Annotated in this window: 14 protein-coding genes; 9 read left to right on the top strand and 5 right to left on the bottom strand. The window is 67.1% G+C overall.

The window, feature by feature from the left end; genetic code table 11:
* Positions 1-227: 227 nt before the first annotated feature.
* The 3 genes from ACOJUJ_RS23030 to ACOJUJ_RS23020 are packed head-to-tail and all read right to left on the bottom strand — an operon-like array spanning position 228 to position 4,940.
* Positions 228-2,528, bottom strand: a complete 2,301-nt coding sequence (locus ACOJUJ_RS23030) for an ATP-binding protein (RefSeq protein WP_420129265.1) — start codon at positions 2,526-2,528, stop codon at positions 228-230.
* Entirely contained in the window at positions 2,518-4,377 is a 1,860-nt protein-coding gene (locus ACOJUJ_RS23025; RefSeq protein ID WP_420129264.1) for a CheR family methyltransferase, read from the bottom strand. Before ACOJUJ_RS23025 ends, ACOJUJ_RS23030 begins: the two co-directional genes overlap by 11 nt.
* Positions 4,374-4,940, bottom strand: coding sequence for a chemotaxis protein CheB (locus ACOJUJ_RS23020; RefSeq protein ID WP_420129263.1), 567 nt, complete (start codon positions 4,938-4,940; stop codon positions 4,374-4,376). The genes ACOJUJ_RS23025 and ACOJUJ_RS23020 overlap by 4 nt, the downstream gene beginning before the upstream one ends.
* Positions 4,941-5,986: 1,046 nt before the next feature.
* On the opposite strand from ACOJUJ_RS23020, the gene ACOJUJ_RS23015 reads away from it, so the two are divergent.
* The 8 genes from ACOJUJ_RS23015 (at position 5,987) to ACOJUJ_RS22980 (ending at position 15,995) form a co-directional block, all read left to right on the top strand.
* Complete coding sequence (locus ACOJUJ_RS23015) at positions 5,987-6,964, top strand: hypothetical protein (protein WP_420129262.1); 978 nt, start codon at positions 5,987-5,989, stop codon at positions 6,962-6,964.
* Between the two features lie 830 nt (positions 6,965-7,794).
* Complete coding sequence (locus ACOJUJ_RS23010; protein ID WP_420129261.1) at positions 7,795-8,940, top strand: tetratricopeptide repeat protein; 1,146 nt, start codon at positions 7,795-7,797, stop codon at positions 8,938-8,940.
* Positions 8,941-10,115: 1,175 nt separating this feature from the next.
* Positions 10,116-11,240: a hypothetical protein gene (locus ACOJUJ_RS23005; protein ID WP_420129260.1), complete on the top strand. Its 1,125-nt coding sequence runs from the start codon at positions 10,116-10,118 to the stop codon at positions 11,238-11,240.
* Complete coding sequence (locus ACOJUJ_RS23000; protein WP_420129259.1) at positions 11,197-12,873, top strand: S8 family peptidase; 1,677 nt, start codon at positions 11,197-11,199, stop codon at positions 12,871-12,873. The genes ACOJUJ_RS23005 and ACOJUJ_RS23000 overlap by 44 nt, the downstream gene beginning before the upstream one ends.
* 30 nt (positions 12,874-12,903) lie before the next feature.
* Positions 12,904-13,182 (top strand): hypothetical protein, encoded by a 279-nt coding sequence (locus tag ACOJUJ_RS22995; RefSeq protein WP_420129258.1) that lies wholly within the window; start codon positions 12,904-12,906, stop codon positions 13,180-13,182.
* A gap of 646 nt (positions 13,183-13,828) precedes the next feature.
* A complete protein-coding gene (locus ACOJUJ_RS22990) occupies positions 13,829-14,185 on the top strand; it encodes a hypothetical protein (protein WP_420129257.1) in 357 nt (118 codons plus the stop codon).
* Between the two features lie 148 nt (positions 14,186-14,333).
* Positions 14,334-15,371, top strand: coding sequence for a chemotaxis protein CheB (locus tag ACOJUJ_RS22985; protein ID WP_420129256.1), 1,038 nt, complete (start codon positions 14,334-14,336; stop codon positions 15,369-15,371).
* Positions 15,372-15,605: 234 nt separating this feature from the next.
* Positions 15,606-15,995 carry a hypothetical protein gene (locus tag ACOJUJ_RS22980; RefSeq protein WP_420129255.1) on the top strand — a complete coding sequence of 130 codons (390 nt, stop codon included), beginning with the start codon at positions 15,606-15,608 and terminating at the stop codon, positions 15,993-15,995.
* 453 nt (positions 15,996-16,448) lie between these two features.
* Here the strand turns inward: ACOJUJ_RS22980 and ACOJUJ_RS22975 are convergent, their stop codons facing one another.
* A complete protein-coding gene (locus ACOJUJ_RS22975; protein ID WP_420129254.1) occupies positions 16,449-16,805 on the bottom strand; it encodes a hypothetical protein in 357 nt (118 codons plus the stop codon).
* A gap of 2,021 nt (positions 16,806-18,826) precedes the next feature.
* On the opposite strand from ACOJUJ_RS22975, the gene ACOJUJ_RS22970 reads away from it, so the two are divergent.
* On the top strand, positions 18,827-19,519 hold the full coding sequence (locus ACOJUJ_RS22970) for a hypothetical protein (protein ID WP_420129253.1): 693 nt from the start codon (positions 18,827-18,829) through the stop codon (positions 19,517-19,519).
* A 278-nt stretch (positions 19,520-19,797) separates the two neighbouring features.
* On the opposite strand, the gene ACOJUJ_RS22965 is transcribed toward ACOJUJ_RS22970, so the two are convergent.
* Positions 19,798-21,687, bottom strand: a complete 1,890-nt coding sequence (locus ACOJUJ_RS22965) for a PAS domain-containing protein (RefSeq protein ID WP_420129252.1) — start codon at positions 21,685-21,687, stop codon at positions 19,798-19,800.
* Positions 21,688-22,348 lie beyond the last annotated feature (661 nt).

The following is a 22,348-nucleotide window of genomic DNA, read 5'->3' as shown; positions in this document are numbered from 1 at the left end:
ATGGCCTCACACGGAGTCAACGGAGTTAACGGAGTTGTTTCCTGCCGGTCCCGAATACCTGTGCAGATGACCAGGAAGACTGGATAAAGCAACGTGGAGCGAGGATCATCCTCCTTGCTCCCCGTTCTGCAGGAATTCACTCCAGAGCCGGGGAATCGGCACGAGCAAACTCCGTTGACTCCGTTAACTCCGTGTGAGGCTTTCTTTTGTCTTTGGGACGATGCGCCTTAGCCGGGGGAGGCGGGAGCGACGGGGAGGGTGAAGTGGAAGGTGCTGCCTTCGCCGGGGGCGCTTTCAACCCAGATCTGGCCGCCGTGGCCCTCGACGATGCTCTTGGCGATGGCCAGGCCCAGGCCGGCGCCCGCCTTGCCGCCGCGCCGCGCCTGCCAGAAGCGGTCGAACAGCCGCGGCAGGTGCTCGCGCTCGATGCCGGGGCCCGTGTCGCGCACCCAGAAGCGCACGTAGTCCACCGCCCGCTCCGCCCCCACCTGTACCTGGCCGCCCGCAGGGGTGAACTTGATGGCGTTGCCCACCAGGTTGCCGAACACCTGCAGCGTGCGCCCGTAGTCCGCCTGCGCCGGCGGAATGTCGGCCGCGTTCCCCACCACCAGCGCCACCCCCTTCTCCTCCGCCAGCGGGCGGAACATCTCCTCCGCGGCGCCCACCAGGACCGAGGGCGCGCACGGGCGCGGGTTCATCTGCATGGACCCGCTTTCCAGCGACGACACCTCCAGAAGGTCCTGCACCAGCGCCGTCATCTGCTCGGCGCTGCGGCGGATGACGTCCAGCTGCTTGCGGTCGCGCGCGCTAAGCCGCTCCACGTCGCCGTACTCCGCCAGCACCGTCGACGCGATGAGCACCGCGTTGAGCGGGTTGCGCAGGTCGTGCGAAACCACGGCCACCACCTCGTCGCGGGCGCGCACCGCCTGCTGGGCCGTCTCGTACAGCCGCGCGTTCTCCACCGCCAGCGCGGCGCGGCGCGCCACCTCTTCCACCAGCGCCAGGTCGTGCGCGTCGTATGGCTCGCCGCCGGTGCGGGCCAGCGAGAGGGCGCCCAGCGTGCGGCCCTTGGCGCGGATGGGGACCACGATGGCGGAGGAGAGCCCCAGCGCGCGCACCATCTCCACGTGGTCCGGCCCCGTGCACAGCGCCCGCAGCGCCGCCTCGTCCACCACGGAGATCATCTCCGGCTCGCCGGTGCGCAGGGCGCGCATCACCGGCTGGTCGGCGCCGGGGGGGATGGGAAAGCGGCGCAGCACCCCGCGCACCAGCTCCTCGCGCGTCCGGTCGGCGTGGGCGATGCCGTGGGCGCGGACCGTGTCGCCCTCCTCCACGTGCACGATGCAGTAGTCCGCCAGCATCCCCGCGCACAGCCGCGCCACCTGCTGAATGATCTCGCGCGGCTCCAGCGACGACGACAGCACCTCGCCCACCTCGGCCAGGACGTGCTCCGTGCGCAGCCGGCGCAGCTCCTCGGTCACGTCGGTAAAGGATGATACGGCCGCCACCGTGTGCCCCTCGGCGTCCAGCACGGGCGACGCGTTGACGCGCAGCGTGGCCAGCGTGCCGTCGCCCAGGCGGTACGGCACCTCCTCGTTCACCACCGTTTCGCCCCGCAGGAGCACCCGGGCCAGGGGGTACTCCTCCGCCGCCAGCGGCGAGCCGTCCGCGCGCAGCATCCCCGCTTCGCCGTATTCCGGAAGCCGCACGGCGCGCAGGGGGTGGCGCAGGATGCGCTCGGCCTCGTCGTTGTGCATCACGATGCGGCCGTCCGGCGCCTCGGCGATCAGAACCCCGCCGGGCATCTGCCGCAGCACCGCCTCCAGGAACGCCCGCTGCCGCTGTGCCTCGGCACGCGCGGCTTCTTCGCGCACCAGGGCGGCGCGGTCGGCCTCGCCGCGGCGGCGCTCGGTGACGTCGCGCACCAGCCAGCGCAGCCCCGTGGCCCCGGCGCTCGCGTCGTGTACGGCGGTTACGGTGCAGCTTACGGGGATGGCGGCCGCGGTGCCGCGGGGCTGCAGCCACGTTTCCCACTCGTCCAGCCGCCCCAGCGCGACGGCCGCGTCCACCCGGTTGCGAAAGTCGCGGCGTTGCGGGCCGGGGACAAAGACGGCCAGCGGCTTTCCCCGCAGCCGTGCACCCGGAACGTTCAGCAGCGCAGCCGCCGCGTGGTTGGCTTCGGCGATCACGCCGCCGGGATCGGTGACCAGGTAGGCGTCGGGCGCCAGCTGGAACAGCTCTTCGTAGCGCACCCACTCGGCAGCGACCTGCGCGTGCGACTCCTCCAGCTGCTCGTTCTGGATGCGCAGCTCTTCTTCGGTGACGCGCAGCTCCTCCAGCGCGGTGTGCAGCGCCTCGACCGCCTCGTCCACCAGCGCGTCGCGGATGCCGCGCTCGCGCGACCGCTCGCGCAGGGTGCGCACCTGCGCCTGCGAGCGGACCAGCTGGTCGCCCAAGCGCTGGTGCGGCGCACCCCCGCGGTCCTCCGCGGAAGGGGCCGGCGGCGGAGCGTTGGGGTCAGCCGGCATCGGGGGCGGCCGCGGGCGTGGGGGGCGCGTCCACTTCATCCACGAACAGCACCGCGCCGCGAATGTCGCCCGCCGGGGTAAGGAGCGGCCGTACGCCCACGCTGCAGCGGATGGCGCGGCCGCGCCGGTTCACCGCGTCCACCACCACCTCCTGAAACGGCTCCCGGCCTTCGAGCACCGCCGCCACCGACGGCGCGAACTGCTCCACGGGAAGGCCCATGTCCAGCTGCGGCAAAGGCTGTCCGTTCACCTCGCCCGCGCGCAGCCCCCACAGCTCCTCCATCTTGGGGCTCCACACCTGCACCTGCTCCGCGGGATCCAGCACCACCACCGCGCTGCGCAGGCTGGTGAGCACCGACGAAAGGTACGCGTTCACGTCGTCCAGCAGCCCGGTGCGGCGCTGCAGCTCGTCGTTCAGCGTCTCCAGCTCCTCGTTGGTGCTCTGGAGCTCCTCGTTCATGGTTTCCAGCTCTTCGTTGCTGCTCTGCAGCTCCTCGTTGGTGGTTTCCATCTCCTCGTTGGTGCTCTGCAGCTCCTCGAACGCCGTTTCCAGCGACTGGTGGGCGAACTCGATCTCCGACTGCAGCCGCGTGTGGCGGGTGACGTCGATGAAGACGATGGAAACGCCGATCAGCTCCTCACCCACAGGGCCTCCCAGCGGGCACAGCTCCACGTCGTAGGTGCGCGTTTCCTCGCCCGGCATGCCGTGCTCCACCCCCGCCAGGTGCACGATGCGGCGCTCCGCCAGCACCTGCTCGATGCGCGAGCGCAGCTCTACCGGGCGGTACGAGACGGTAAGGTCCTGCAGGGGGCGGCCCACATCGGACGGGGACAGGGCAAAGAGACGCCGGGCGCTCTCGTTGGCCAGCATCACCTGTCCCTGGGTGGTCACCACCAGCTGCGCCACCGGAATGGCGTTCAGGGCTGCGTCGCGGACGCTTACCTGCAGCGGGGCCGTCAGGTGCACGCGCGGGGTGCCGCGCGCCAGCGTGAGCAGCCGGTCGCGCACGCCGTTGGGTGAGGTCTTGCGAAAGATGCGCGCGTGCAGGTGCGCGGGGGCAAACAGGTCGGCGTGGGCGCGCAGCATCTCGGCCTTGCCCAGGAACAGCACCCCCTGCGGGGCCAGGGCAAAGTGAAAGCGGGTCAGGATGCGGGACTGCACTTCGGTGTTGAAGTACATCAGCACGTTGCGGCACACCAGCAGGTCCAGGTGGCTGATGGGCGCGTCATGCACCAGGTCGTGCCGCCCAAAGATCACCTGGCGCCGCAGGTCGGCCCGAAAGGTCCAGCGGCCGCCCATGCGCTCGAAGTAGCGGTCGCGGTACCCGTCGGGCAGCTCGTCCAGCTCCGCCTGCGCGTACGCGCCCATCCGCGCGGTGGCCAGCGCGTCGTTGTCGGCGTCGGTGGCGTACACCTTGACGCGCTGGCGAAACTGGTCCTCACCCATCACCTCGGCCAGCGCCATCATCACCGAGTAGGTTTCCTGGCCGCTGGCGCACCCGGCGGTCCACACCCGCACGTGCTCGCCCGGCTCCTTGCGGGCCAGGATGCCGGGGATGAACTCGCCCGAGAGCGTGCCCCACGCTTCGGAGTCGCGAAAAAACGAGGTGACGTTGATGAGGATGGTGTTGAACAGCTCGTCGAACTCCCCGGCGTGCACCTCCAGGTAGTCGCGGTACGCGTCGAAGTCCTCGATCCCCACGGTCTGCATGCGCTTGAGCACGCGGCGCATGAGGGTGGACCGCTTGTATCCCGTAAAGTCGAAGCTGCGGCTGGCCTTGAGAAAGCCCAGCAGGGATTCGAACCTGGGGTCGCGGGGGTGCTGCTGCTGTGGCTGCGGGCCCTTCATGCGTTCGTGCCGTAAAGTGCGTCGATCAGCTGCACCAGCCGCGGCGCGATGGCCTGCAGCGGCAGCACCTCGTTCACCGCGCCGGCGCTCACGGCCGCGCCCGGCATCCCGAAGTTCACGGAGGTTTCGCGGTCCTGTGCGAGCACCGTGCCTCCGGAATCGCGCACCAGCAGGCTGCCCGCCGCGCCGTCCTTTCCCGCGCCGGTAAGCACCACGGCGATCACCGGGGCGCCGGCTTCGGACAGCGAGTTCAGCAGCACGTCGGCGCTGGGGCGCACAAAGTTCACGCGCGGTGTGTCGGTGAGCGCCAGGGTGCGCCCGTCGCGCAGGCTAAGGTGGCGGCCGGGGGGAGCCACGAAGACGGTCCCTGCGCGCAGGACGTCGCCCTCCGCGGCCGATTGCACCCGCAGCGGCGTGCGTGTTTCGAGGATCTCGGGAAGCAGGCTGGCGCGGCCGGCTTCCATGTGCTGCATCACCACCACGGCGGCGGAAAACGAGGCGGGGAGTGCACTCAGCACCTGGCTGAGCGCGTTCAGCCCGCCCAGCGAGGCCACCAGTGCCACCACGGGAACCGCGGGGGGGGCGCCGTCGTTTGCGTGATCCGGGGCAGGCAGGGGGGTGCCTTTCTCAGAATACGTGAAAAACACGCCCGGGACACGGGTTGGGGCCCGGAGTGGGACGCGTGACGGCGGTATGGGTGCGGGCGTTCACTCCGTGCCCGGCACCGCCAAGGTGCTTTCCGCCGGATGAAATGTCAAATGGCGGAACGGGTCCCGCGCCGCCGCGGCGCGCGTGCGCGAACGGTTCTGTCCCACGGAGCGCGTAAGCCGTCTTTGAGCGCAGCGAAAAGCCAGCAGCGGAAAGGCGCCTGCGAGCGTAGCGAGCGTCTTAGGCGCCGTTTCCGCATTGCTGGCTCTTGGGGTTTCGCCTGCTCTACAACGAGATACTACGGCGAGAAAAGCGCTTCTGCCGACGCTAGAAGCCCGCACAGAACTAATCAGGCGGAAACACTTGGCTAACGTGGGGACTTATAACTGCAACGTGAACGTAGCAGTGTGTACACGCTCGCCCGCCTACTCAGAGTTGAGTGAGCGGGTGGTTTCGGCGCACCATGTGCTTTACCTCTCCAGCCGTCGAATGACATCGACCCGTTCACGCCACCACGCCTACCACCAATGCCGTAAATGCCGCTCGAATCTACATTCTTGCAGCATACTCGTTAGGCGTTGGAGGCGTTCATCTTGTGCACAGAGTTCCGGTTAGCGAAAATACGTGCGCACGTATTCGGCAACCAAACACAATATCTCGCCCTTGCATGGCCTACATCGATAAGCCCGAACCAGAGGGCAAGGACCTGAGCCGGGGCGGGAAGCGACGCTGGACCGTGCCCCCGCCGTACACGTGGGACGCGAACCGCATTGATGGTATTCGGTTACTCGATGTGTCCGGCTCCGGAGGATTTCAGCTCACGCTCTTTGTCGCATACAGAGCCGTACGTAGCTGGGCCGTTCGACGGCTGCCCCCCCATCTCCTGTACCGGGAAGCCGAAGCGGGGTTTGGTGCTCCTGAATGGTACGCGAGGGAGGTCCCGACAGAGCTTCGCGAACCCTTGGCCACCATACGTGAACTGATTGAGGGCACTCGGCACCCGGAGGAAGGACGGATATTCGATGCGTGCACCGGCATTGGAAAGTGGGCGTATGCCCACGGGGATGCCGGGACCGAAACGAGCTTTTTGACCCTCGCTGCTCACATCCGGCCGGAGGATGCGGGTGCCGCCTTCTTAGTGGGCCGCGCAGCTCGCCGGGACCTCCGCTACAATGCCGCCGAAGAGTGGTTCCGTCGCACAATTGCCCTTGCTCGCCGGAGCGACGATGATGCTTCCTACGTCGCGGCGTACCTTGGATGGGGAGTCCTTGAAGATATGCGGGGACGGCGCGAGCACGCGCGCCGCCGCTTCATTGCGGCATGGCGTAAGGCCCGCGCAGCCGGATTGAAAAAGATGATGGCGGCAGCCCGGCACTATCTAGTTCCCTTGGCCGTTGGCCGCTCGTTCGAGGAGGGCTACAGGCACGCAGTCGCGGCCTACAAGCTCTATGGCCCTGGAGAACATCGGCTTGGTTTACTTGCAATTGATGTCGGCGCATTCCTGATCGACAACGGTTACTTTTCGGCCGCCATCCCTATTCTTTCCGCAGCCGTAGAGTTTCCGATGGGAACCGAGCGCAAAGTTGGGCTGTGCAACTTAGCCCGCGCTGTGGCCGCAGTTGGACAGCGGCAGCGCTTCCTCTCACTCTGGCTTGCCGTATACGAGACGCCGCTGGAAAGCAACGAAGCGCTGGGTGCGGCGTTGACGGAACTTGCTTGCGGGGCGTTAACGCTAGGGCAGACGCGGAGGGCAGAACACGCGCTCCAAGACGCCTTGTCGGTCGCCGCTGATGAACGTTCGCGGCAGCGGGCGGCCGGGTTGCTGCTTCGTACTCGTTCCTCGCCGCCAAAGGACCGCGATAAGCCCGCACCGCCAGAGGTTTTGAGATTCGTCTCCCGATTTACCAATCGCCTAAGACGTATGACCGCTCCGGGTTAATCGCCCGGAGCGGTTCATTTTCAGTGGGCACCTAGTACCCCGCCCCCACGTACGCACCGCGTTGCGTGGTAGTGGTATCGCTGGCCGTGGTCGTCACCGCCCCCTGTGGCTCGGGAGTAGTTACCTCGGCGGCGCTGGAAAACACAGGCGGGAGTAGCGGCATTTCGCTGCGGGCGTCGCACGCGCTGAGGGACAACGCGATACCCGCACCGAGCGCGATACGCATACCACGCTTGGACTGATCCTTACGCATCGTGACTTTCCTTGGCTGTTGGTGACCCCGCCGCGCCGGGATCGGGGCGGCGTACGAAATTAGCCCCTCCCGCTCCGGATACGCCACCGAACCCATTTGTTTCCACCTCGACCGCCCCCAACGCCGCAGGAGCAAAACCAAGGCGCCAACGGGGATAACGCTCTGTTTTCGTACGTTCTGTACTGCGCTCCCAAACGGTCTAGGCAGCGCATTTGGAAATGTTTTGGCGCGATCTTGACCGGCGTTTTCCTTCCCGACTTACTTCGCACTCGACCAATGCAAACCTGTTCCCGAAACGGGAGAGTTTCATGTCGGATGCGACCCAATCACACTTTGCACCGGCTGATGCCACACGGGCATCAGCTGCCCCCCCGGCAGTCCATGGCTCGATAGAAGCCTACACGCGCCCGCTCGCGCCTCCTTACGGGAGGGGACGGCCGGACTACACAACGTGGCTATACGGCCATCCGCCGTGCTCCGGGCGGATGTTCGGGAGTGGGAACTGATGGGTGGGGCACAGCGGTCAAGCAGGCAGGGGCGGCAACGCTCGCCGCGCCTGTGGTGCATCCCGCCCGCCATGCTGCGCGATCCGCGCGACGGGCTGGAGGGCGACCAGATTCTGGCGGAAACGCCTGACCAGTTGGGGCTTCTGCTCTGGCGGACGGTGATGGACGTCACGCTGTGGGCCACCGCGCCGGATGAGAAGCGCGCCAGCCTCTTTGCGGACGGTACGGCAGACACGCGGCTCGCCCTGCTCGCCGCGACGGAGCTTCCCGGCAAAGTGTCCGCGTCGGTTGATACGCTGCACGGGATGCTGTCCATCCCGAGCCGGGCCGATGCGGAAGTCGTGGCGCTCTGCTGCCTCGAAGTCGCCGCCTGGGCCAGCGGCGCGGGCCTCCCCCACACGGCGATTGCGTTCGCGCAGGCTGCCGCCGTGGCCGCGCCGGAGTTCGGGGAAGCGGCGCTGCACGTGGGCGTGTACGCCCGCCGTGCGGGTCAGGATGCACGGGCGGAAACATGGCTGCGGCGGGCGGTGGACGTATGCCGCCGGGATGGTGACAGGGTGGCGTACTCGGCCGCCCTGGTCGAGTTGGGTGCGCTCTACGAGGGCCGGGAGAACGCGCCTGTGGCGGATCGCTTCTACCGGCTCGCGTACCGTGCTGGACGGCGGTTTGGCGCACGCCCGGCACGGATGCGGGCCGCGCACGGCCTGTTCCGTCTGGCGCGCCGGCGGAATGACAACGCCAGCGCGGCACAATTCGCCCTGACCGCACAGCGCGCGTACGAGCCCGATGCGGCGGGGGCTGCGGACCTCCTGCTGGACCTTGGCCGTTTCTGGACGGACATGGGCGAACCGGCACGCGCACGGAGTGCGTTGCGGCGGCTCGTCCCGGCACTGGTGAACATGCCGCCAGCGAACCGGCTCGCGGTCCTCGCGCTGACGGCGCGTGCGCGTGCAGAGGCGGGTAACCCTCGGACGGGCGCCACGGCGGCCGGCGCCGCGTGGGCGCTGCTGCAGGATGAGATGGGCAGCGGAGCCGTGCGGTATGCGGCGGCGGTGGACCTCGCGCACGCCGCACGCGTGGCGGGCGATCTGCCCGCGTTCACGCGGGCAAAGCGGATGGCCTTGCGGCTGGCGTCGCGAGAGGCGTTTCCGGAAGCGGCGGAACGCATGGCGAAGCTGTGGCCGGACGGGGATGAGTCGCTGGAGCGTGCATCATGATGAGTGAACCGAAAGTCTCCATTCCGAGAAGTGGACCGAGGCCTGCCAGCGCGTGCACCAGCAGATGGACACGTCGCCGGTGTTCGTCTCTCTCGTCGATCACATGGAGCGGGGTTGGAAGGGCTTCCGCCCTCTCCGGCAGTGGTTCGAGGACGCGCCAAGCGCGCGGTCCTGACCCTCGCGCCGCAAGCCACCTATTCCGCGCTCGCCGCTGAGCTGGCGGAGTTGTGGGACGTTAAGGCGAGCCCGGCGCCAGCCATGATGGAGTCCAGCCTAGCTGGCAGTTCGTGATACTGGGGAACAAGTATGGATACATCCTCCGCCGGTCCGTCTCCCGAGGGGGGGCGGGGCCTCACCGATGGCGAACTCCTTTCGCGGTGGTTGGATGAGCGGAACGACGACGATGGAGCGATGTCCGTAGTGGTTTTCATTCGATATCGCGAACTGGTCCGGGTCGAGCTGGAACGCGCGGGCCTGACTCCGCTTAATGCCGTTGAGCGGGTTAGCACCGTGTTTCATCTGGCACAGGGGAATCACCCCCATATCCCTCCTGACACCCCGCTTCGTGAGAGGCTGCTGACGATTGCGCGGGAGGTGGGTATCGATCCGAACTGGAGCCCACCATGAAGAAACGCGCCGGCCGCGCCGATGCCCCTTGCGTGGACCATCATTCGTGAACGTGAACAGGAACGAGCAGTCATGACCGACGACGCAGGGGGACAGGAGAAGCCTCAGCGGCGTATGCCGGAGGCTCTGCGGAGACGTGTGGCCCGCGCTGACGAACTGCGCCCGCACGTCACGCGCTGGGTGGTAGCTCGAGGTCTTCCGGACGTCGCATTGCGGCCGAGCTAAAGCCGGATTCCGTGAGGGCGTTCGTCTACAAGGGTGTGACGCCACAGCCGGGCGCAATGGACGCCTACGAAGAGATGCTGGTCGATCCAGAGTGGGCTGGGATTTCAGGTGAAATCAAATCTGAGGAAAGAGAACTGATGGACAACACGAGCAACGATGCAGGCTCGTAGGGGACCACCGCCAGCTTGCGAATATTGGCGATCAGCCATGCCGTCCACTACGGCCTCCGCGCCCCCCGAAGCGGACGAAAGACACGGCCATCAAGGGCCTTGTGCCAATTTCACATCCCGTCGCATCATTCAACCACAATCCGGAGTAGCCCCGTGAAACCCGATCCCCGAAGCCGAGGAGCGTTCGCGATGGTTCTATCCACACTGCTGACGCTCGCCTGCCTGTCGTGCACCGACCGCAATCCCAATGCGCCGGAGGTCGCCGTCGCCATGGAGGTAACGCCGGTACTGCGCTGCACGGTTGATGTGCGTAGCGGAACTGTGTCGTGCACGGAGGAGGGCCCCACCACAGCGAACGGTGCTTCCTACGCCCTTCTTGGAAATGCCTCTGTCAAGCTGCGCTCCGCTAACAACAGCTACGACTCGCTCTCGCTCGTCTACGGGTTTGATGTGACGGTGCAGAACCTGTTGAGCTACGCCATTGGAACTCCGGACGGCCAGATCCGGGCAGGGCTCAAGGTTTTCTTCGAGCGAGTTCCTTACGTGACGGCTTACAAAACCCCCGGTGACACTGGGACTGTCATACTGACGAACCATGACGGGACGCAGAATTTTACCGGCGCAGCCCAGCCGTATTTCCTCTTCGACACGATCCTGCCCCCGCAGGCAGTTACCAACGTTAAACGTTGGCAGTTTCGTGTGCCCCGGTCGGTTCAGAGTTTTGGTTTCTCGGTGCGGGTTTTCACCGCGACCACGACGGAGCAGAAAGTCCCTCTGACAGCTCCCAACTCTCGGCCGTCGTGGTTCAACAGTCCCGCTTCGCTCATCCGGTACGGCGATTCGCAGATCATGCTGGTAAAAAACGTGGTCCGGGTAGAATTCCGTCCCGACGCTTCGCAAGAGGAGCGGCAGTCAGCGGTTGACATGGTAGGCGGCAGCGTAGTCGGCGGAGGCGCTGGGTTCTACTACGTGCGAGTTCCGAGTAACGGCACCCTTCCTTCTCTTGAGAGCTACTTTGTCACGCTGTCCAGGCTGCCGCAGGTCAGGAGCGCGACCCCATTCATCACGTCTGGCGCTATCGAGGTGTCTTACCAGAAGGCGTACGACACAGTTGGATGGCGCGAATGGCAGTTGAATCCCGATTCCGCGAACAATCAGAACTGGGCGCTTGAACGCATCGGGGCCCCGTTCGCATGGGGGTGCAGTTGCGGCGATACGTTGACTACAGGTCGCGGTGATCGACCAGGGGTTTCATGCGCAGCCCGACCTAGCGGGTAACGCGGACCTCGCCCAGTCCGTCGGCTGGAACGCGTACGCCGGTGCGGCAGACACGATCGATCACGGAACGCGTGTCGCCGCGATCCTTGCAGCCAGCGGAAACGACTCCAGCCAAATCACGGGGACTATGTGGCGGTCGCGGCTGCTCCTTTATGACGCTTCGACGGATAGTGCTGGCGCGCCGATGGGTGGCCTCCAGTACGCGAATGTTTGGGCGCTTCTCCGTCGTGCGGCGCGACAGGGCTCTCGCGTCATCAACATGTCGATGGGACTCGTCTGGCGCGACTCCTTGAATAATCTCCGCAATCCGGCGATAGAAACAGATTCAGTCAAACGGCATCGTGACAGTCTCGTGCTCGTGTCATACCGCCGGGACCTAGAGACCTCACTAGACTCAGTAGTCGCCCAAGGGCATGATCCGCTGCTGGTCGTCGCCGCCGGGAACAACCCGATTGACGCCCGATGGACTGGCTTTGAGACCACGACACACGCCAATCGCATTTTGCACGTGGGGTCCAGCAACATCGCGGATGGCGTGTCCTCTTTCTCAAGCATCGGGCCACTTGTGGAGATTGCCGCGCCGGGGGAAGGCGTGTACGTGCTCTGGGGAAACGGCCTTATCGACAAGTCGCGAACCCTTCCGTCGGGAAGTACCCGGCACGGCAACGGCACATCTTTCTCGGCTCCACACGTCGCGGGCGTGGCGGGTCTGATGTTCTCCTTTGATCCTCGGCTCACTGCGTCTGACGTCAAGCGACTCCTTGTTCAGGGTGCCGTAAGAGGTAATCGTGCGGCGGGTGGAATCCCAATCCTGAATGCATATGAAAGCCTAGTTCTCGCTGCGCGCCGAACGGGTGCGCCGCTGTGTGGGAACCGGGTGTGGGCAGGAGGCGGGAAGCTGTACGCCCAGCGGGACACGGCGTCTGCGACGGGCGAGGAGTTGTTTTCGTTTACGCCGGATACGCTGGAGGCTTCGCGGGGGTTCAACGCGCTGCATGGTGGTAAACAGATCATGCTATACACGCAGCAGCCGCAGGCCTTGCGCCGCGGACGGCAGTGGAGCCCCACCGGGTGGACGCCGATTCCTTTCCGCCCGAGTTCATCGGGACTGGCGAATGCGTCATTTCTTTCGAGGGGTGGGCTGTCTCACGAAGGGGATACGCTGGTTTACCTCCAGCGGACGGCGAGCGCGCCCACCATTACCTACCGGCCGACTGTAGCCTTCGGGAGCACCACGGTGCCGTTCAACGCGGTAATCACGGATTCAGCGTACGACGGGACGCCGGTGTGCGTGGCGACATTCGTAGAAGTCCCAGCCGCACAGCATGCCAACTGGTCCAGCGATCCGGCATACCAGAGTTGGATGCAACAGTATGGAAGCCCCGGCAAATGCGTGTTCGAGGGGGAGCCGAGTGTGCGGGTAGAAACGAGCGCATACCTTGCATACGCGCCGGTCGGGCAGCAAGCGTATGCGTTCATCAACCGGATCCGCACGACGACACAGACCACGGGGGGAAGGTTGTGCACCCGTGCGCAGAGTCTGCCCACGTACCCCGGGGCCGTATTCTTCTACAAGGCGAATTGCTTGTCGTCCCTCTCGGTTTCCACCACGTCGGGGACGACTGGACTTTAGCTCGACGTACCCCGGCGCAGGATTCACGCGTTGACTTGGAGCGATTCCACTGCGTCCTTCCGATATCCGCAGATTGACGAAACGGGGAAAGAGATGCTGGTCGAGCGAGTGACGAACCGAACTGAAATTCGGTGGAATTGGGAAGATGACATCAACGGGACTGCCCAGTACAAGCAGGCGCCCACACCGATTGAAACCTGTAACCTCCAGTTCCGCGACTTGGCAACGGGAACGGTTCGCCTGACGCCGGGCACCTGCGGGGCGACGGGCGCAGGTGGCTACAGCGCGGTGCGGACCCCCCGCAACTGATCCGAGTGGGGGCGTACGGTAAACCCCGGCACGCCCCCGCTTCGCGTGAGCGAATGTGTCCGTATGATTCCTCACGGCGGGCGAGTGGGGGGCTTGTCCCCCCCCCGAGTCCGCCGTCCCGAATTTTTTGGCGGGGACTTTCGGTTTTTCAGGGCACGGGAAAAGAGCACGCCCCGCACGGATTTGCGGCGGGGTGCAAGGGGGGGGACAGCCCTCGCCGGGTAAGGGTGGGCGGGGGCTGCTGGTTCTAAACTGTTCGTTGTTCTTCCGCCCGGGCCAGCCGCGCTAGAACCTGCTAACGCAGTGGTGCGGGTGGGATAGGTTCTGGGATAGGTTGGGCGGCAAAGTAGGGCATTTCGGCCTCTGGAATCCGGTTGGCTCTTCCGGAATATCCAGGTTTTACCCGGGTTTCCGGCTTCCTCGAGGATTTCTCCGTTGACTCCGTGTGATCCCATGTTCCCGCGGACCCCGGTGCGAGTCACGCCGTCGCGCGCTGAATCATGCAGTGGAGCCGCGGTGCGGCGGACGCCTCTCCCTGCTCCCCAAAGTGCCGTGTGGTAAGGGTTTGTCCAATGTAAGGAGTCTTCGGCGCGCTCGTTTCTTGCACGTCCGTACCGCCCCGGCTGAACCTGGCAGGGAGGGCCCCATGGCGGAACAGCGCTCCATTGAGTTCGAGCAGAAGCTCATCGATCACGAGGTCCGGATCAGCGAGGCACGCGAGGCCGGGGAGGTGTTCGCGGCCGGTCGCGACGCGCGGCTGGAGCGTAGCCGCAGCCAGGCGGACCGCCGGTGGTACCGCGCCGAGCTCATCGCCATGCTGGGCGCCGCACGAACGGAGCGCGAGCTTCGCGAGCTGGGTCTTTCGGACGCGGTGGTCCGCGAGGCACGCCTGGGGGATTCGCTGCTGGCTGTGTGGGCGCATTTTCGCCTCGCGCACCTCGCCATCCCCACGGGTTCGAACGCACCCGTCACGCACGAGCACAGCGCGGGGCAGCGGCCGTGACGTGCCGCCGCCGCGGCGCGTCCTGACCCGCGCGGGGCTTCTTTCCGGCCGCGCCGGATGATCGTTGGACGTGGGTGAAGCACGCCTCTTGCGCCAGGCTTGGGCGGGGTGGTGAGGGTGGCGCACGCGAAAGGGAGAGCGGGGTCTGGTGCAAGCAGAACGCGACATCGTGGTCATCGGGGCATCGGCGGGGGGGGTGGAGGCCGTGGCGGCGCTCATCGAGGCGCTGCCCCGCGACCTGGCGGCGGCCGTTTTCGTCGTCGTCCACTTTCCCCCGCACACCACCAGCGTGCTGCCGCGCATCATCACCCGGCGCGGGGGGATGACGGCCATGCACCCGGAGGACGGCACGCCCATCGAGCTGGGGTGCGTGTACGTGGCCCCGCCCGACCGGCACCTGCTGGTGGAGAACGGGCACGTGCGGCTGGTGCGGGGCCCGCGCGAGAACGGCGCCCGCCCCGCCGTGGACCCGCTGTTCCGCAGCGCGGCGCGGGCGTACGGAGCGCGGGTGACGGGCGTGGTGCTTACCGGCAACCTGGACGACGGCACCGCCGGGCTGATGGCGGTCAAGTCCGCCGGCGGCCTGGCCATCATCCAGGACCCCGACGACGCGCTGTACGCGGGAATGCCCAGCAGCGCGCAGCGGCACGTGCAGGCGGACCACGTGGTGCCGCTCGCCGAGATTCCCGGGATCCTGGTTCGCCGCGTGGGCGAGCCGGTGGAGCTGAAAGGAGCGGGACCCGTGGCACGGCAGCAGAACAACGAAGTCGACATCTCCGAGATGAACCCCGCGGCGCTGGAAAGCCCGCGCGCGGGCGTACCCTCCGGCTACGCCTGCCCGGAGTGCCACGGCGCGCTGTGGGAGGTGGACGAGGGCGGCCTGCTGCGGTTTCGCTGCCGCGTGGGGCACGCCTACAGCATCGAGAACCTGCTCGCCGCCCAGGGATCGGCCATGGACGCCGCCCTGTGGGCCGCCTACCGCGCGCTGGAGGAGCGCGCCGCCCTGACGGCGCGCATGGGGGCGCGCATGGAAGAGCGCGGGCAGGCCTCGCTGGCCCAACGGTACCAGGAGCAGACGGCCGAGACGCTGCAGCGCGCCGAACTCATCCGCCGGGTGCTGCTGATGGGCAGCGAGGACGTGCCCGTGCTGGAGAACGGCCCGCAGGCGGAGAACGTCGCGGACTGACCCGGCGTGGGAGATCGACGGAAGCCGCCGCGTGGATCCGGGTTCGCGCGGCGGCTTTTATCTGGCGGTGAAACGACTTGCGGGGCGCAACGGGCCAGCGGTGGCGTCATCTGGGATAGATCCGTACGCGTCCTGGCGTAGTTCGCACGATCGGGCGGTTGCCTCTGGGCAGGCGGTGGATGAGCGCTTATGGTTGTCTGAAGTGCTCACTTTATCCGCCCAACCGCACCTGCCATGCGTGAACCGGACGTGGAGGGGATCCGCGCGTTGATACGGGAGTGCCTGGCCCACGAAAAGCTGGGGCGGATGGCGGACCAGGTGGGGATGAGCCCCAGCGGCCTACGCCAGTTCCTGGGTGGTTCCAACGCCGGCCTGGACACCCTGCGCAAGGTGCAGGCGTGGTTTGAGCGCCGCACGCGGGGCGATGCGCGCAGCCGTCAGCAGGTGCTGCTGGACGAGCTGATGGAAACGGTGCCCGCCGCCGCCCGCGAATCGCTTCGCCGCGAGTTCGCCGATCGCCTCTCCGCCGCCGGCGCGCCCTCCGCCGCCTCCGCCTCCGCCGAGGTGCAGGACGCCGCCAGCCGGCCGCCGATCGTCTACATCGACCTGCGGACATCCCCGTAGCCGCGCAAGGCCACGGGCCCAATCCGGAAACCCGCACCAACCGCGGTTGTGGACGATCGCTGCCATCCTGAGCGGGCGTTGAGAACCCTCCAATCGTGTCAGTCATCCTGAGGGAGGCGCCGCTCCATAACCTGTTCATACACAATACTGTGGCGCCGACTGAAGGACCTTGCCGGCAGAAGCGAGAGGCTGGCTTCATGCCCCGCATCTGGCCTCACGGTGGCGGAGAGAAGGTCCTTCGGTCGCGCGTAAGCTCTTGTGTTTCTGAAGGTTCCGCCTGGCGCTCCCTCAGGATGACTGTGCGCTTCGTACGAAGACTGAGGTTTCTCAACACCCTCTCAGGCTCAGGATGACAGTGTGCTTCCGTTGGGAGCAGGTGAGCGGGATTGGGTACAAGGAAAACCGCCGCGCGGACGTCGTGTCCGCGCGGCGGTTCTCGTACTGCGCCTGCGGTCAGGGCGTGGTCGTGGTGCCCGTGCCGGTCGTGCCGGTGGTACCGGTTCCCGTGCCCGTGGTTCCGGTCGTGCCGTCCGTTCCCATGCCGGTACCGGTGGTGCCGGACGTACCCATGCCCATGGTGTCGCCCATGCCGGTGCCCGTGGTGGTGCCGCCCATGCCCATGGTGTCACCCATGGTGCCGGTGGTGGTGCCGCCCATGGCCGGGTCGGTGGTCGTGGTGGTGCCGGTGGTGGTGCCTTCGGTGCCCATGGTGTCGCCGCCCTCAACGGCGGCGCCCTCGTCGCCTCCGCCGCACGCCGCCATCAGCGCGATCGCCGGAACCAGCATGAGCCGCTTCATCATCTCCATCATTTCCCCCGTAATCCGGTTTGAAAAACGGCGCCCCGTGCGCCGCGGTCACGTGCCCGCCACCCGGACACGAGGCGCGGCCCTGTTGCATCCTCGGGACCACGTGGTGTAGCAGGGCGCGTCCAGCGGCGTGTCGTGCCGCCATCTCTCGTTGCAAACGTGGACGTTGTTGGTTGGGGGCAGTGGACCTATGGATTAACAGGGATGGGGAGTCCGCCAACTGTATCGCTCCCGAACGAAAGGATTGACCTCGCCACAAAAAAAGCTAACGATACCGCTCGGTTGGTGTGATAACGTTCATTGGACCAGACGGGGAGCGAAGCGATGAGAAGATCAGTTCTGCGGCTTTGGCTGGGTTTCACGTTCGTGCTCTGTGCCTGCGAACACAGCCCCCCGGCTGCGATCCAGCCGGTTCCGCAGCCCGCCCCGGCGTCGTTATCCCCGGCTGCGCGCGAGCAGCTGAGGGGACAAATCGACATCGACGCGATGGATCGGTTGCTGACAACCTTGGCTCCGGAGGACGGTGCGCGTTTTCTCCGCAACTTCGACGACGTCGAGTGGGCCGCCAGCGGGCGCACGGACGTGGAGACTCGTGATGTGACCATCACCATCCGGTTCGGGGACGCCGAGCGCCAGCGGCTTCTAGAGCACATTTGGGCGCCTTTCTGGTCCCAACTTCCACCGGCTCTGCTCTCGGATGACTCCTATCCTCTGCCGGGCCGGACGTTAGCGGTTTCCCGGCGGGCGGACTCCGCGTCGGCTGCACGGAAGGAACGGGAACCATGATCGGGCGATACGGCTCAATCGTCGTCGCGCTCGTGTTCGTGATGTTGCAGGTTGGCGGGCTCAGCGGCCAAGCCATCGAGGGTCCTACTGAGCATACAACCTGTCCGTCACCCTTCCGCCCAGGAAGTGGTATGACGTTTCACGGGGGGTATGTGTGGCATGTTACTTACTACACGCACCCGTTCCAGCATGCGTTCGCCCAATACTACGCCAATCCCAGCCCCGCAGTCAGCGCCGATGGACAGGCGACGTGGACCAATCCCGGTGCGTACGTCGAGTGCACGTTCACATGGTACTACAACCTGAACGGCACCGTTTCTCACGTTGACTTCCGGTGGCATGTCATCTACTACACGGGATCGATTCGGCGGAACGATGGGTGCGGTGGGGCTGGTAGCGGCCCGATCTACATGGAGTCCTACGATCCGTACGCCCCGGATCAAGACAACGAGTCGGTGCAGGGGGACCTCTCGGTGCAGAACTCCTGCGGCGGGGGTGGCGGTGGGGACGGGGGGGAAGGTGGCGGGGGAGGTGGAGGTGGGTCGTCGTGCTACTCGGAATGGATGGAGATAGAGATTTCGTATGATGGCGGCCAGACGTGGCATCCGTACTGGTCAGGGTGGGGTCAAGTCTGCGAACAGAACATGACGTGATTCCCGAAACGCGGGTACCCACTCAGAGAACCGGAGCCTTCCAGATATGCGAAGCCTGTTCTACATCCTGATGTTCGGCGCCGCGCTGATCCATGGTCACCCGGGTTCGGTGAGCGCGCAAGCTGACCAGTCCGCCGCACGTTCGCCGGTCCTGATTGCCGTGGTGGACACCCTGCCTGACACTGCACCCCGCTTCCGCGTGGTTCGAGCTGCGGGCGAGTCAAGGCGAGAAATGCTGTTGCTCCCCGCCGACGCTACACCGGACCTGCTCACGGCGGCGTTGGAGACGTTGCGGGTGCTTTGGGCTGGCGGTGGTGACGATGCATCAGTGGCAGTCGGAGGCGCGATGTTCCGTAGAGCTACGGCATCAGCCGAAAATCGCCCCGTGCGGGTGCTGCCGTGGGCGGACCGTGTGCTCCGCGACCTTCGCGAAACCCACCCGCGACACGTTCCCGGAGTCGGGCACGTCAGAGCAGTTCAGATCTGGCTTACACCGTTGCCAGCATCAGCGGTAAAGCGCCACCCTTAGCATGGCCCTCTTGCTGGAAAGCGGGGGAGGGGAGACCACTCCAGGGGAGCGAGTCCATGGAAACAGCATACGGCAGCGCAAGCGACGTTGTACAAGCCGCCGTTGCGGCGCTGGAGGCTGAACGGTGGGAAGACGTGTTGCCATTGGTGCGGCCTGGAGCCGTCAAGGCACTCCGCGAGACTCGCGTGCGCTGGATGGAACAGTCGGAGATGCGGTCCGTGCGAACACCGGAACAGGTGCAGGCAGAGCAACCGTGGCTTCCCCGCGAGATCGCGGCGTACTACGCGGAGCAGGACCAGCAGTACGCCGCTGCGGGGCTGCCGATGGCCGGGGCGGAATGGGGGGTGTCGTCCGCCCGCGAACTGAGGGCGCTTTCAGCGGACGAATTCTTTGTCCGCTTCCTTTCAGCGGCATCTCCCGCGGCGAGGCTGCGCGCGTCCATCGCGGTCAGCGCGAAGCCGCCGAAGGATCTGGCGGGTGCCCTGGCATCGGCGGCGGCATTGAACCAGCGCCGCTGGGTGGTTCTCGGGGAGATCGCGGAGGGGAACCGGCTTGCGCACGTGCTGTTCCGGGAACTGACGGCCAGGGCGCAGTATGACGCTGAAGCACCCGCCGGAGATGTTCGGGTCACCACACTGGACCATGTGGAGGGGCGCTGGTGGCTCCGGATCGATCACACACTGCTGGAATCACCGCCAACATACTCTTTCGCGTGGGCGCCTGACGAAGACGCTTCAACGGACGCGTAAGCCTCCCCGACCATCTCCCGGATTTCGATGTGCAGTGAAGGGAACAATTTTCACGCGGAGGCGCGGAGGGAACACCCCAAACGCCTCCGCGCCTCATCAGTTCCTCCGCGGCTCCGCGTGATGCTTTTCCGTTGTTTCTCTGATCCTGATTGCACAACAAAGTGATATCAGAGAAAGGGTAGGAGGCATTCCCCTCACGTCGCACGCACAAAGAAAGGAGGCACGGAGGAAAAGCTTCCCCCGTGCCCCCTGGACGGCTCCGCGCGACAATCGGCGCGTCAGATCAGCGAGCGCTGCGCACGCAGGTTGCGCTGGATGAGCACCGCCGCCAGCTCCCGCGCGCGTGACGCCGAGAACGCGGGCGACACCGGCGCCAGCAGGCGGAGCGACCGGCCCACGCGCTGCTGCGCCGCGCGCGTCATCAGCACCGGCTCGGCGGGGTCCAGCGCCGCCACCGCGTCGGCGTCGTCGGCCAGCACCACGTTCAGGCGCTCGCCGCCCGTCAGGCAGCGCAGCCGTTCGCCGTAGCGCGCGTCCGCCACCACCGCCACAAGCCCGCCGGCGCGCAGCCGCGCCTCGGCCGCGGCCACCAGCTCGGGATCGGCGTCCAGCACCACCACCGGCGTGCCCGTGGACTGCGCCGCCGCGTCTACCGCGTGCACGTGAAAGGGCGTGGTCACCACCACGTCCGCCTCGCGCATGGCCGCCGCCAGCGCGTCGCGCCGCGTCTCGGGCCCGCCCGCCAGAAAGCGCTGCGTCTCAAAGCCCCATTGGGTGTGCAGCTCCGCCGTCAGCGACGCCAGTCCATCCTCCGTGCCGTCCACGCACAGGCAGCGCACCGGGGCCTGCGCCGTCCAGCGGCGGGTGAGCTCGGGAAGCTGCGTCACCTTTACCTGCAGCGCCGCCGCCTCGCCAATCACCCCCGCCAGCCACGCCGCCGTCTCCGATGCCGGCATCTCCGGCGCCTCCGGCCCGGCGCCCACCAGCACGCCGTGGCGGTTGCGCACCTCCACCACCCCTTCGCCGGAAAGCCGGCGGTACGCCGCGCTTACGCAGCGGTGGTCTTCGCCGGTAAAGCGCGCCACCTCGCGAATGCTGGGCAGGCGGTCGCCGGGGTGCAGGTGGCCCAGAAAGACCCCCGCCGCGATCCCCGTCCGCATCCGCTCCGCCAGGTCGCCCGTGCCCTGCAGCAGCACCCGGCGCATCTCGTTCTCGTTCCACGCGGGGCGGGCGAACACGGGCGCGGGCGCGTCGTCGCGCGCGGGCGACAGCGACAGCACGGTGCCGCGCGGGTCGCCCGCGTCGTCCTCCAGCCGCGCCGCACCCACCTCTACCGTCATCTCGCGTCCGTCGCGGGTGCGCGCCGGCAGCGCCAGCCGTACCGGCTCGCCGGCGGCGCCGTCCAGCGCCGCTTCCAGCGCCTGCTCCGCGCCCGCGCTCCAGCAGGGGGCGGCCACCCCCGCCACATCCTCCTCGCTCCACCCCAGCATCCGCTCGGCCGCCGTGTTCCACAGCGAAACCGTGCCGTCCACGTCCAGCACGATCGTCGCGGACGGGAGCGCGCGCAGTGCGCGCAGGTTTCCGTGCCCGGCATCGCGTTCGCCCTCTTCGCGCTGCCGGGTGGCGCTCACGTCGCGCAGCGTCCAGTGCAGCCCGGCCGTCGCGCCCGGCGGCGCAAAGCGGGCCACCGAAGCCTCCACCGCCACCGGTACCGCCAGCCGCGGCTGCAGGCACACGTCAAACCGCACGGGGAGCGGTTCGTCCGTCAGCCCTCGCAGGCGGGTGCGGAACTCCGCCCGCTCGTCGGTGGGGACGAACACGGCCACCGGCTTGCCGCGCATGGCCTTGGCCGGGATGTTCAGCAGCACGCCCGCCGCCGTGTTGGCGTCGCGCACCACGCCGCTCGCGTCGGTCACCAGGATGGCGTCGGCCGCGCCGTCGAACAGGGCGCGGTTCCAGTCGCTGGTGGTCTCGGCCGCCAGCCACGCGTCCTCCAGCTGGCCCTGCTGGCTGCGCAGCTCCTCTTCGGTAACCCGCAGCTCCTCGACGGCCGTCTGCAGCTCCTCGATCAGCTCCGACGACAGCGTGTCGCGAGGCGCGGGCGCCGCCACGGCCATGCGAAGCTCCTGAAGGCGCGGCATGAGCTGCGCCGTGAAGTCCCGGCTCAAGCGATTGTTGGTCACGGGGATCCGCATACTGGGGAGGACTGGCGGGAGAACGCTTCCCACACCAGATGTTTCCCACGTGGTGCAAGGTGCCTGCCAGCGCGGGTTACTGTTTCGCCTCTGGACCGCGCCGTGCAACGGTGGTCGCTCACCGTCGCGGGGGCGCGAAAGGTGTGCATGGATCGGTCCACAGCGTGGCGGCTGAGGTGAACGGAGTGAAAAGGTGTGAGGGTGTGAGGGTGAACGGGTGAACGGGTGAACGGGTGAACGGGTGAACGGGGTGTGAGGGTGGCGCGACCCGCGGGGCCCTCTCCCCCGCCAGGCCTTTCGCTCGTTCCTCGCGACGGCTGGCGACCCCTCCCCCAACTTCGGGGGAGGGGTGGTGTGGGGCAGGGGGTGAGGTGCTCCGGATGGAGTCGCGGTGGACGGCTCGTCGCAGCGGGATCGACTTCTCCCCTCTCCGTGAGGAACGAACGGGGAGGGGCCGGGGGAGGGGCACCGCGCGGGTGAAGGAAGCGGGGGGCGTCGCGACCCGCGGGGGCCCTCTCCCCGACCGGCCTTTTGCTCGTTCCTCGCAACGGCGGTCGACCCCTCCCCCCCCGTCGGGGGAGGGGTGGTGACGGAAGGTCCTTCGCGCGTCGGCGCACCCGCGGGAAGGGGGTCG

The sequence above is a fragment of the Longimicrobium sp. genome (genome assembly GCF_048594345.1).
Taxonomy (GTDB): domain Bacteria; phylum Gemmatimonadota; class Gemmatimonadetes; order Longimicrobiales; family Longimicrobiaceae; genus Longimicrobium.
The sequence above is the reverse complement of the archived record's forward strand: the minus strand, read 5'-3'. Positions and strand labels throughout refer to the sequence as shown.